8 protein-coding genes are annotated in these 12,330 nt (G+C 50.0%); 4 read left to right on the top strand and 4 right to left on the bottom strand.

Going from position 1 to position 12,330, the window contains the following annotated elements; all coding sequences use genetic code 11:
- Positions 1 to 64: 64 nt before the first annotated feature.
- The gene (locus tag HQ393_RS16395) at positions 65 to 829 is read left to right on the top strand and encodes a class II glutamine amidotransferase (protein WP_179358550.1); all 765 of its coding nucleotides are present in this window, start codon (positions 65 to 67) and stop codon (positions 827 to 829) included.
- Positions 830 to 879: 50 nt separating this feature from the next.
- On the opposite strand, the gene HQ393_RS16390 is transcribed toward HQ393_RS16395, so the two are convergent.
- From HQ393_RS16390 to HQ393_RS16380, 3 genes are all read right to left on the bottom strand, one after another.
- The gene (locus tag HQ393_RS16390; RefSeq protein ID WP_179356670.1) at positions 880 to 1,959 is read right to left on the bottom strand and encodes a hypothetical protein; all 1,080 of its coding nucleotides are present in this window, start codon (positions 1,957 to 1,959) and stop codon (positions 880 to 882) included.
- 87 nt (positions 1,960 to 2,046) lie between these two features.
- A complete protein-coding gene (gene pap, locus HQ393_RS16385; RefSeq protein WP_179356668.1) occupies positions 2,047 to 3,561 on the bottom strand; it encodes a polyphosphate:AMP phosphotransferase in 1,515 nt (504 codons plus the stop codon).
- An 81-nt stretch (positions 3,562 to 3,642) separates the two neighbouring features.
- Positions 3,643 to 4,866, bottom strand: coding sequence for an HD-GYP domain-containing protein (locus tag HQ393_RS16380; RefSeq protein ID WP_179356666.1), 1,224 nt, complete (start codon positions 4,864 to 4,866; stop codon positions 3,643 to 3,645).
- Positions 4,867 to 5,161: 295 nt separating this feature from the next.
- On the opposite strand from HQ393_RS16380, the gene HQ393_RS16375 reads away from it, so the two are divergent.
- Entirely contained in the window at positions 5,162 to 5,551 is a 390-nt protein-coding gene (locus tag HQ393_RS16375) for a YidB family protein (RefSeq protein ID WP_179356664.1), read from the top strand.
- A gap of 107 nt (positions 5,552 to 5,658) precedes the next feature.
- On the opposite strand, the gene HQ393_RS16370 is transcribed toward HQ393_RS16375, so the two are convergent.
- Positions 5,659 to 9,486, bottom strand: coding sequence for a phospholipid carrier-dependent glycosyltransferase (locus tag HQ393_RS16370; protein ID WP_179356662.1), 3,828 nt, complete (start codon positions 9,484 to 9,486; stop codon positions 5,659 to 5,661).
- A 425-nt stretch (positions 9,487 to 9,911) separates the two neighbouring features.
- Here HQ393_RS16370 and HQ393_RS16365 point away from each other — a divergent pair, with 425 nt between their 5' ends.
- Both HQ393_RS16365 and HQ393_RS16360 read left to right on the top strand, forming a co-directional pair.
- Entirely contained in the window at positions 9,912 to 10,856 is a 945-nt protein-coding gene (locus tag HQ393_RS16365; protein ID WP_179356654.1) for a glycosyltransferase family 2 protein, read from the top strand.
- 423 nt (positions 10,857 to 11,279) lie between these two features.
- Positions 11,280 to 12,308 (top strand): glycosyltransferase family 39 protein, encoded by a 1,029-nt coding sequence (locus tag HQ393_RS16360; RefSeq protein WP_179356653.1) that lies wholly within the window; start codon positions 11,280 to 11,282, stop codon positions 12,306 to 12,308.
- Positions 12,309 to 12,330: the final 22 nt, after the last annotated feature.

The following is a 12,330-nucleotide window of genomic DNA, read 5'->3' as shown; positions in this document are numbered from 1 at the left end:
AGAAGCGAACTTAATACAGTTTTATTTTACGCCAATATCATTAAAAAACAATAGGTTAATGACAATGTGCCAACTACTCGGCATGAACTGCAATACCCCGACGGATATTATTTTTTCATTTGAAGGCTTTCGTCGTCGCGGCGGCTTAACCGACGAGCACTCTGACGGCTGGGGGATTGCGTTTTTTGAAGGTGAAGGTTGTCGACTTTTTCTCGATTATCTCCCGTCAATTTCCAGCCCAGTGGCTGATCTGGTCCGCGCCTATCCGATTAAAAGCACCAATGTCATCGCGCATATTCGCAAGGCGACGCAAGGGCAAATTAATCTGGCCAACACCCACCCCTTTGGCCGTGAGTTATGGGGGCAGTATTGGATTTTTGCGCACAATGGCAATCTCAGCGACTTGCCGTCCTTAGAGCAAGGACGATTTCTGCCCGTCGGTAGCACAGATAGCGAGCATGCATATTGCTGGATATTGAACCAACTAGCCGAGCGTTTTCAATCGCCGCCCAGCTTTGCGGCTCTGCGCGATACCTTGAAGGAACTGAGTAGCACGCTAGCGCAGCACGGCACTTTTAATTTTCTACTCTCGAATGGGCAGGTGATGTTTGCTCATTGCAGCACCAAATTGCATTATTTGGTGCGTCAGGCGCCATTTTGCCACGCACATCTGAGCGATACCGACTTAGCCGTGGATTTTTCGCGGGAAACTCAGCCCAGCGATCGTGTCGCCATGATTGCGACGGAACCCCTCACCGACAATGAAAACTGGACAGCGATGCAGAGCGGTCAACTCATTATGCTGATTGATGGCACGATTCAACCCTAGGGGTATATTACTACAGAGCAATTAATTAAAGGTCTTGATGCATATACATACTAGGTAGCAAACTGATGGAGATTGAGTAAGGCGAATACGTGGTCATCAAAGTATTCGCCTTTTTCGTCGAGCTGACGCAGCATGGGAGAAATACGCTCCAAGGTCAGCTGATTGTGCGCAAATCGGTCGCGCACTGTTTTCAAACTCTGCGCCCGCGAGGCAAGCTGTGCGCGACGCACTTCCATTTCTTTGCGCTCGCGTCGATGCCCACCGACCGATAAATTCAGCCAAATAATCAGCGGAATGGCAAGCCACCAAATTTCGGCTAACAGTGACCCAATTGCCGCCAAAGCCAGCATCAAATACCAAATCTGATCGATATGCTCTAAATCCGGCACGATCACCGATAAGGTTGGCCAGCGCCGAGTGAGCATCGCCCGAATCCGCTCGTCATCGCCAGCATCGCGCTTTTTACGGGCGAGCGCCGCATCAAGCGCCAAGCTAACATACCATTGCGTTACCACACGGCAGTGCAGCCAATCTTGCTCCAAATACTGGCGCATTTTTTCGTGCAATTGCAGACGAAATTCTTCACTGGAAATGGCTGGCACCGTGTTGTCATACGGGTCTTTGATGGAATGCTGCACGGTCAAGGGATAGCCCGCCACCTCGATTAAAGTCTGGCGCCGCCCATTCATCAGCTCGGGGGAAATTTTTAGATCAGGGTCATCTAAGCGAATATATTGCTGAATCAGCTGATCGAGCGGCTCAAATGGCGGGTGCGTCCCCGGATGGGTGCGCATTTCTTTGCGAATGCGCTCGACCTCAGCCAAAACCGCGCGCCCAGTCGGTGCTGCTTCGGGCACCCATGGCATACGCACCAGACTTTCCGCCTTATAGAGCGCATCGTCAAAATGGCGGTAATAGGCTTCGAAGTAGCCCGCCATTTCGCGATCATCTATATCCGGATCACCCGACAACAAAGGGCGAGTCGGTGGCGCTCGACGCAAATCGGTCGCAAGGCGATTGGCTAAAGATTCCAACTCTGGAGCGACCCCTGCGCGAGCAAAGATCGGATCAAGCTCATGCCGCTTGCTCCGCCAATCCTCCAAGGTTTTCCAGATGCTCCAATCCGCCACGCCATTCTCCTTTAATGGCCGCTATTTTACCGTTGAAGCTGTGCTTGCGGACATTTATCCATGCAAGGTGTGCATTGGATTAGCCGCTTAGGTGGCTTTGCGTTTTTTGCCAGCCTTTTGCGGGCCTAGCGCCGCCTCGATACGCTCGCATAAATGGCGCAAAACTTCGAGGCGTGCATAATACTTATTATTTGCACCGACCATATGCCAGGGCGCAATGGCGGTACTGGTACGCTCAATCAAATCGCTGCCCGCCTCAATGTAGGCATCCCATTTTTCGCGATTGCGCCAATCTTCATCGGTGATCTTGAAACGTTTGTATTCAATTTCTTCACGCTCTTTGAAGCGGCGCAATTGCTCTTCACTACTGATGGCCAGCCAGAATTTCACAACGATCACGTTCGCCAAACTAATCTGCGCTTCGAAATCGTTGATTTCGCCGTAGGCGCGCATCCAGTCGGCACGACTGGCAAAGTCTTCCACCCGCTCGACCAAGACTCGGCCATACCAAGAGCGATCAAATAAAGTAATTTGTCCGTGCGGTGGAATATGACGCCAGAAGCGCCATAAATAGGGCTGCGCACGCTCTTCTTCGGTAGGCGCAGCAATCGGGATCGTCCGATATTGCCGCGCATCGAGCGCGGCGGTAATGCGTCGAATCGCTCCGCCCTTCCCTGCGGCATCCATGCCTTCAAAAACACACACCACCGAGTATTTTTTAAAATCGGGATGCCGGGTCAAACCATTCAATCGTCCCTGCAATTCTTCAAGCTGTTCGTTATAACTTTCTTTGCTCAGATCGGCGTCAAGTGGCAAGCGATCGAGCAAACGGACACCGTCAATCGATGGCATAAGCGGCGCGGCATTGACTCGTTTTTGGCGCACCGAGGTGCGTTCCATATGATGCGTAATGGCTTCAAGAATATGCGTACCAACGGCAATATCGCGATAGCGCTCATCGCTACTTTCAATCACTCGCCATGGCGCATCGGCGAGATTGGTTCTTTGCAACAAATCCTGCTGCGAAGCCATCACTTCATCGTAATGATCTAAAAACCACAAATCGGTTTCGTCAAAACGCCATGAAGTAAGCGGATCATTGGCGTATTTTTTCAGACGTTTTTTCAGCTGCTCTTTGGGCAGATGCAGCCAGAACTTCAGTACCAAAGCGCCCTCATCGGCCAGCATGGTTTCAAGCCGGATAATCTTGCCCAGCTCGTGCTCATACTGCACGGAATCGGGTTGCGAGGTGAGCTGATCCCACATCGGCCCGCTGTACCAACCGCCAAACAAAATGGCCATTTTTCCTTTCGGCGGCAGTACACGCCAATAACGCCAGTAAGGAGGGCGGGCACGTTCTTCATCATTTGGCGCGGAAAATGCATGGGTCGCAATCAGCCGCGGGTCCATCCATTCCAGCAATAAATTAGCAACCTGCCCACGGCCTGCAGTTGGCACGCCCCCCAATAGAATCACCACCGGAAAGTCTGCTCGATCTTTGAGCTGATACTGAATCGTAAGAAGCTGCTGTCGCAATTGGTCTGCGGCGATTTTGTATTGTTCTTTATCGAGCACATGGCCCAATTCCGCGGCGGCAAACATGATTCTCTCTCCCGATATTGCGACTTAAAATCTAAAAATACTGCAAGATAAATTAACCAAACTTAGCGTAGCAGTCACCGATTAACTGGCTTCAAACAAGAAGCGGGCGACACTGATCTGCCATTTTTCTGGGTTTTCATGCCCGACGATTTTATCTGCACCACCCTTACCCATTGGGCGCGCCAGATCAACCACTTGCGGCGTAATATAGGTATTGGATTTAGTACTAAAAATGACTTTGACCTTGGGTTGCAACATCGCTGCGTCGTTTTGATCAATGACGACGGCCAGTCGGCCAGATTCCAATCGCACCAAGGTGCCCACCGGATAAATCCCCACGGTGCGCATAAAGGCCTGCACTAATTCGGGGTTAAAGTGAAACTTGCTCCACTCCCACAATTTGCGCAATCCTTCTGGCGCCGGCATACCTTTGTGGTAACAACGATCGGAAGTAATCGCGTCATAGACATCAACTACAGCGGCCATCTGCGCCATACGGCTAATTTGATCACCAGGTAATTTGTGTGGATAACCTGTTCCGTCCATTCGCTCGTGATGATGCAGCGTGATATCCAGCGGAATATCTTCCATCCCATCAATGTCTTTCAAGATCTGCCAGCCCGCTTCGGGGTGGCTTTGCATAATGGCGAACTCGGCTTCGGTCAGTCGGCCGGGTTTATTGAGAATTTCATTCGGCACTTTCATCTTGCCCGTGTCGTGCAATAAGCCCCCCGTACCCGCCAGTCGAATTAAATCTCGATCTAAGCCCAAAGATTGGGCAAACGTCACCATCAAGGTACAGACGCTGACCGAATGCAGAAAGGTGTATTCGTCCTTGTTTTTAATCCCACTCAAGCCCACTAGCGCTCCGCTGTTGCGCAGCACCGAATCGGTGATGTCCTCCACAACTTGCGCCACCCCTTCCAGGTGAATCGCCTGCCCCAAACGAATATCCCGCATTACGGTACGCACTGCATTGCTGGCTTGGCTATGGATTTTGCGCGCGCGGGTCATTTCTTCGGCAAATGACACTTTGATAATCGGCGAGGGCTCTTCTGCCATTTTGAGGAGCTGCGCATCCAGCTCGGCATTGACCTCTTCCACCGTCGGGGCGTCGGCCATATCCAAACCGCGTGCCGTATCGATATACACCTCGCGCACGCCCGTCGCGATGATTTTCGCAATCGCCTCATCGCCCTCGATCACAAATTGATTGCGTACAAAGGGATGATTCATCCAATCGACGTTCAGATCGTGGATATACATGCCGGGACGGATAGCTTCGGAAGGGATTTTTTTGATCATAGCGAGCTGCAGTTATGTTTTTATTTAGTGTAGAACAGCCCCTACAGAGCTGCTATGGAATTAGCATTAACTTATATACCCACCCAGCGTATACCAATAGATGCCATTGATCTGCTGCTTTCCCCTAAGATACTGCACAAAGCGTATCCAACAAAGCTGACAGTGCATTCAAAATAAAATACTTAAAAATGACATCAAACGGACAAAGTTAATTTATATTATGTACTGCTGTCACAGTATGCCTGCAAGCTAGGCTAGTTTTTACCCGCTAATTTTATCTTTGGAGCTTTACACTATGAGTTTACTCGACACCTTGGCATCACAAGTACTTGGCGGTGATCAAAGCAGCGCTCTGTCTGGCTTGCTTGAATCACAAGGCGGCGTTTCTGGCTTGCTGGAGAAGCTTCAGAATGGCGGATTGGGCGAAGTAGCGCAGTCTTGGGTTTCAACGGGTGACAATTTACCCATCTCTGCCGAGCAGATTCAATCCGTTTTGGGCAATGAAACCGTTGCCAATATTGCATCGCAATTTGGCGTTGACCCACAGCAAGCGGCAGGCACATTGTCAACCTTGCTGCCGCAATTAATCGATGGCCTCACGCCAAATGGTGAAGTGGCTGCGGGTGGTAATAGCGATTTGCTTAGCGCCGGCCTAGATCTGCTCAAAGGCAAACTATTTGGCTAATTAACATAGGTATTGCTATCAATACCTTATCTGAATTGCTCTTTGGGGCAATACCCAATAAAAAAGGCCGATCTAAGATCGGCCTTTTTTGTATTGAGCAGATGCAATTAGAAATACAAAGTGATCGGGCCTTTGCTAATAAACTCCACCCAGCCGCGCGGCACAGGATAGCCACTAATCACCGGGAAGTAGGCAATAAACAAGGCCGCCGCAACGGCAAGCACACCCCAAGGCAAATATTTCGCCCAGACGCGTTGCGGATTATCCAATTGCAAGCGTTGCACGCCCCACACTAAGGCCAGAATAATAAACGGCACCGAAGCAAAGAAATGATAAATAAAGACCAATTTGCGCGGAATCAGCGCCCAAGGCAGAAATTGCGTTAAACCGGCAGCCAAAATAAAACTCAAGGCAAAAAGCTGGCTTTGCGTAATGGCAAAGCGCTGAAACACTGCTTTTGAGCTCGCCATTGCCCATGCCATATAAAGTCGCCAGCCGATCGCAACCAAGAAAGCCAATGTCCCCAGATACCACGTCACAGGATTGCCAAATGCGCTAATCGACGAAACCTTCAGCGGGCCAGTCCATTCTGAGCCGGAGTAATACCACATCGGCTTGGCCATCGTCGGCCATTGATACCAGAACGAGCTAAACGGATGCGTGGCTTTCAGCTGACTATGGTATTGATACATACCCGTTTGATTGGCCAACATCCCCGCGATTCCCTGCCCCGTCGCCTTCATCAACGGAATATACGCAGCGGTATAAATCAGCGCCGGAATCACAATAAAGGCCAGCACAGACCACATCACGCTTTGCGTGACCCAATCGCCATAGCCACGTTGGCCGGGTAATTTCGGAGGCAGAGCTTGCGCGACTTTGGCCTGACGCCACAGATTCCAGCAGTAAAGACCCGCCAGCCCAACACCGTGATAAAGCACAATCCATTTACTGGCGGCACCCAAACCAAACATCAAACCACACAGCAGCAGCGATTTAATATCGGTTTTCCAATCTTGTGTTGCTGGCTCTTGCTGCATCCAACGCAACATCCAATAAGAGCTCGCCAGAATAAAGAACACGCCATAAGTATCAATCGTGGCAATGCGGGTCTGCGTAAAATGCATGAAATCGAGCGCCAACAAGGCGGTCGCCAGCAAAGCGAAGTTTTCCGAACGGAATAATCGACGCGACAGGCCAAAGAACACTGGCAACATCAAAATACCAAAGGTCACGCCCATGAAGCGGAAACCAAACGGATTCATGCCAAATATTGCCACACCCAAGGCAATAATGATTTTACCGAGCGGTGGGTGCGTGTTTTCAGTGGCGTCGATTCCTTGCAAGATTTCCCACGCACTACGCGCGTGATAAACCTCGTCAAAATACATGCCGTTAAACGCGGTCGAAATGGCGACCGTTTTATCCTGTTCATCAATCAAAGCGGTCGCATCATTGGGGCCGCTGCTTAATTTAAGCGCGATGACTTCATCCTGTGCACCACGCAGCGCAATTTCATTCATTTGCAGCGAACCAGTGCTCAAACCGATTTTCAAATAACGTGCAGGCAGCTTCACATCGAGCTTGCGCCAGCGAAACTCGGCAAAACGGTTATCAACAATGATGCCCTTACCAGCCACCCAATTTTGCCCATCCGCAGACCATTGCACAGCGTACTCGCCCTGCCCCAAGCCATGATGGTATTGCAGCTGACCGACTTGCTGAACGGCGCCCAAATCGAAGACCGCCCACTCACCTGCTGCGGGGGGATTCCAGAATTTTTGTGGTGACTGACCATTACCCAAATAGGTAAAGGCGGCCACACTATAAATTGCGCAAATCCCCGCCAGCGCCATCCAAGCACGGCGGCTCACTTTGGCGATCGGGGCTTCAACCGCGATCACAGGGGCGACATATTCACCGCTAGGTTGGACGGGTTCAATGGCTTTGACTTCAGGTAAAGCGACAACATTGCCGCGCAAAAACAGGTCATAACCTGTACGCAAGGTTTGAATCAGTAAAAATACATTCACTAGCGAGCAGGCAATCATAAAGAAATTGCCGTTCGGTACACCGGTACTATTAAGGCGAGTCAGAATATCCAACGTCACCAGTGTATTGAGGAAAGTGGTCAAACTTGCGCCAATCGCCAGCCACAACACGCGTTTATCGCCAATGACGACAAAAGCCGTCAAACCAACAAAGGCGGCAGGGAATAAATAGCGCTCGTGCATTTTGGGGCCAAGCACAAAGAACAGCAGGTAAATCGCAAAAGCGCCGAATAAATATCGCCCAGTACCTTGCCCCTTAATCACGCCATATACCACAGCGCCCAAGGCAGTTAAGGTCAGCACCCAAGCCCATGTGCCGACCTGTACGCCCAGCAATAGCGTTTCATTGGGCAACCAATTGGCATTGAATAAGGCATATAAATTGAATGCATTAATCGTTAAGTAGTTATAACTAGCCAAGGTGCCGCCATACAGGCTGAAAATCCACAGCGGTTCACGCGAAATCGTAAATGGCAAAGACAAAACAAAGAACGTCGCCACTGCCGCGCCAACGGCTTTTAATTGCAAAGGCAAATCGCGCAAGGAGAGCAAAGCAATCAACGCAATCGGGCCTACGAGCAAGGCTTGCGGCTTAAATAGCACCGCAATGGCGTACAAGCTAGCCGCCAGCACGACACGACGACGCTCAAGCATCAGCAAAGAAGCAGCCAAGATCAGCGTGAAAATGCTATCGACCTGCCCCCAGAACGAAGAAGTAATAATCGCCAAGGGATTCAGCAACCACAGCAGCGCGGTCATCAAGGCCAGGACTCGGGTCTGAGCGTCTTTTCGCCCTAAGCTCAGCAGGAAAACGACACCGGCAATATCAGCCAACATCGATGGCATTTTCAGCAGCGTTAAAAAGCCCGGCGTGCCGTAGGGTAGATGCAGCCAATTAGAAAGTGCGCCAACCAGCCACAGCACCGTGATATAACCAGGCGGGTAATCGGCAAAGTAATCTGGGCGATAAAAACCAGCAAAACCTCGCTGGTACATATCCATCGCCCAGGCGCTGAAAGTGCCAATATCATACGAGTGCCCCATATAGGCACCTGCCCAATAGGCCTTCACTAAGACGACAAGCAGCACCAAGCCCAAAGTCGGCCCTGTTGCTGTTAGCGGAGACAAACCCTCGACAATGGCACCAAAACGCTGATTCAAGCTGGCGCGCTGACGAATGCACAACCATGCCAAGCCAACATAGCCCAATGTCGCAATCCAAGCCCAAGCTGCGGCTGCTGTGCCACTCGATGGCGTTTCACTCACCGCCGCGGGCGCTGCCGGTGGTGGGGTAAAACTAATCACTTTGGCGCCAGCACCCGGCTCAGCTTCGGTCACTGAAATGTCGTCAAACCACGCAGTACCCGTCGTTAAGCTGCCATAAAAGCCCAAGCGTAAAGCGACTTTGATTTCTTTTTGCTCGGGACCAGTTTTTCCCCAAGCCACAATTTCCTGCCAATCATTGTCACCCTTTAGATCGGCCGAAGTATCCATCGCATCAACGATGCTCAGATTCGCCCCTACTTTTGCATCCGCAGGAATACCGTGCGTCTTGACCCAAGCCGCAACGCGATACCAAGTATCGGGTTTGACGGCAATGGCCTGCGTCAGCTTGCCATCATCGCCTTGCGCCAAAGTCATCTTGAGCGATGATTTTCCCGAGTGAAATACTGTTTCGTCGCGGCCAGCTGTACTTTGTGGCTCGCCTTGCGTCCAGTGATCAAAGGTCCAACCTGCTGCCCCACCAGACGGGCTCGTTTCCTCAACGCCAGCATTACGCGCGAGTTGCTCGGCCGCAAACACAGGCGCAGTCAGCAACAATAGACAATAACAACAGGCCAAAACAATCTTGGACCAGAAAAATCGCAGCGTAGAACTCGACATTTTTTGAACTCAATCAACCACTCAGGGAAGCGAGCACTATAGCGGCTCTACAACCTTACGACTAGCGCCTGACGTCAGTTTGCCCTATCGCAACTGCAATAATGTAATCCATCTCACGGGGCTTGATTTCTTACAAATTCAACCAGGCTGCGGCTTAGCGCAATTATTGCAATGCAGCATATTAAAAATAATATCAGCATTCTCTAAACCGTTTATTTTCCTAGCTTTGTCGCGTATTTGAGTCAGTCATTTTGCAGCTGCAATACCATTTATCGAGAGCTAGCCCACAAAGCATTAGCGATGGGGTTTTCAAGCCAAGGCTGATGATGTAAGGTTGAGCCCAATCAGTTTTGTAACACCAAAAAAACCAACTACAAAAACAAGCCCAGTGCTTGGCGCCAACAGAGCGCGTGGAGGATGAGACAATGCAACAACTACTTTCAGTAGTGATCCCGTGTTACAACGAAGAAGAAGTCATCGGCGAAACGCTCAAACGCTTAGGCGAATTTCGCGCCACCGTCACCGACATGGATGTTGAATTCATTTTTGTCGACGATGGCAGCAAAGATCGCACACGCGAATTACTCACTGCGGCGCAACAGGCCAATCCTGAAATTCGCGTAGTGGGTTTTGCCCGCAATTTTGGCCATCAAACCGCAGTGACAGCAGGCATTGATGCCGCCAGCGGTGATGCTGTCGTACTGATTGACGCCGATCTGCAAGACCCGCCCGAAGTGATTAGCGAAATGATCGCGCTGTGGCGTAATGGCTACCACGTGGTGTACGGCACTCGCGTTGATCGCCCAGGCGAGTCGGCGTTTAAATTGGTAACGGCACGGGCTTTCTATCGCGTCCTCAATCGCCTCTCTGATGTGCCAATCCCGCTTGATACCGGCGACTTCCGTCTGATGGATCGCAAAGTGGTTGATGTGATCAAATCCATGCCCGAGCGTGATCGCTTTATTCGCGGCATGGTGAGCTGGGTCGGCTTCAAACAAGTTGCCCTGCCTTATCGCCGTGCCGAGCGGTTTGCGGGCGAGAGCAAATATCCGCTGCGCAAAATGGTGCGCTTTGCCACCGATGGCATTATGTCGTTTTCGACCAAGCCTTTGCAGTTGTCGATTACGCTGGGTCTGATCGCCTCATTTTTTGCACTAGTTGGCATTATCAATACCTTGGTCGTTCGTTTAACGACCGACAACTGGGTGCCCGGCTGGGCCGAGATCATGATCGCGATCTTGTTCCTCGGTGGGGTGCAACTCCTTTGCATCGGCATCTTGGGTGAGTATGTTGGCCGTACTTACAACGAGATCAAGCGCCGCCCACTGTATATTGTGCAAGATCGTTTAGGCTTCCCCAGCGAAGAGTAGCCCCAAAATCCAGCGAGCAACTCGCTGGATTTTTTTCGCCCAAATTAAACAGGCAAATGTTTTACGGCCAAGCGCAAAGCGACGAAGCGTATGCAAAATACGATCAGGCAATGCCGCGCTGAGCAAAAGCGATTGCCAGACTAATTAACGAGTAAAGACAATATGTTTCATGCCATTATTCTCGCCATTGCCTTTTTATTTTTTCTAGCCTTGAGTCTAAGTATTGCAATTAGCCTTGGCAAAGAAACTGGGCTACTTAGCCCCCATAGCAAAGCGTATTTACGCCTACTTTCCAGCTCACTATCGGGCTTAAAACCCAAGGTATCTTGGACGCTATCTAAAACACAAGAACGCGTATTGAGCGTAATTCTGCTTTGCATTTCAATTCGAATTGCCATTTATTTAGCCGCATGGCTGTTTCAAATGAGCGCACAAGGCGAAAGTGGCCATTACATTAGTTTTTGGCTCAGTTTTGATGACATTTGGAATAAATGGGATGCCCCACATTATTTATCCCTTGCTGAAGTCGGATATAGCCCTCCAGCACAAAATCCACTGCATATTGTTTTTTACCCTCTGTACCCATGGCTTGTCCACGCCACAAACTTCTTACTCATTAATGATATTTTCACTTCGGCTATTATTGCTTCGCTAGCCTGCTATTTAATTGCTTCTTGGGTGCTATTTAAACTGGTCGATAAAGAGTTTGGTGATAGTACGATCGCTCTGGGTAGTGTCAAATATCTCGCGATTTTTCCTTTCTCGATGTTTTATGGCACGGCTTATACGGAAAGCCTTTTTCTGCTAACTACGGTTAGCTGCTTTTGGTTTCTACGCTCAGAAAAGTGGCTATGGGCAGGTGTATTTGGTGGCTTAGCGGCCATCACTCGTAACCAAGGCATTTTGCTGCTCGTTCCAATACTGATTGAGGCCTATCTGCAAAGAAATTCTGTACCATTAAAGAACCGTATTTTTGCTATTCTCGCTACCGCTTCAGGTTTTGCTGGCTATTTATTTTTGAATTGGACTATTTTTGGTAATCCATTCCAATTTAAAATTGCCCAGCAACAAAATTGGTCGCAAAGCTTTGGCTTTTTCGCCGACAATATTGCCAATATTTTTCAGGGTGTACTGACCGATACCCATTCGATGGTTTTTGGGATTTGGTTCCCAACTATCATCTGCTTCTTTGCGGCTTGCTATTTACTATGGTGGGGGCGTCATCGCCTACCTGCGAGCTATCAAGCGTATTCGCTGGTTTATTTATTGATCTCTTTTTCCCCAACCTGGCTACTTTCTGGCCCGCGCTATATGTCTGTGCTGTTTCCGTTAGCGATTCTGACTGCGCTCTGGGCAGGGCAAGGACAAGTGCGGAAACAATGCGTGGACACCATTTTGTTCAGTAGCCTTATACTGGCCACTTATTTATTCACTCGTGGCTGGGTTTATTGAGCATCTGGCTGACGCTCAGCAC

Source organism: Chitinibacter bivalviorum (assembly GCF_013403565.1).
Classification (GTDB): Bacteria; Pseudomonadota; Gammaproteobacteria; order Burkholderiales; family Chitinibacteraceae; genus Chitinibacter; species Chitinibacter bivalviorum.
Note: the sequence above shows the minus strand (reverse complement) of the source record. Positions and strands in the feature narration are given on the sequence as shown.

Excerpts from the sequence above, each read along its gene's own strand:
- HQ393_RS16395 (WP_179358550.1), top strand. The coding sequence starts at position 65 with ATGTGCCAACTACTCGGCATGAACTGCAATACCCCGACGGATATTATT.
- pap (WP_179356668.1), bottom strand. The coding sequence starts at position 3,561 with ATGTTTGCCGCCGCGGAATTGGGCCATGTGCTCGATAAAGAACAATAC.
- HQ393_RS16380 (WP_179356666.1), bottom strand. The coding sequence starts at position 4,866 with ATGATCAAAAAAATCCCTTCCGAAGCTATCCGTCCCGGCATGTATATC.
- HQ393_RS16375 (WP_179356664.1), top strand. The coding sequence starts at position 5,162 with ATGAGTTTACTCGACACCTTGGCATCACAAGTACTTGGCGGTGATCAA.
- HQ393_RS16370 (WP_179356662.1), bottom strand. The coding sequence starts at position 9,486 with ATGTCGAGTTCTACGCTGCGATTTTTCTGGTCCAAGATTGTTTTGGCC.
- HQ393_RS16365 (WP_179356654.1), top strand. The coding sequence starts at position 9,912 with ATGCAACAACTACTTTCAGTAGTGATCCCGTGTTACAACGAAGAAGAA.
- HQ393_RS16360 (WP_179356653.1), top strand. The coding sequence starts at position 11,280 with ATGAGCGCACAAGGCGAAAGTGGCCATTACATTAGTTTTTGGCTCAGT.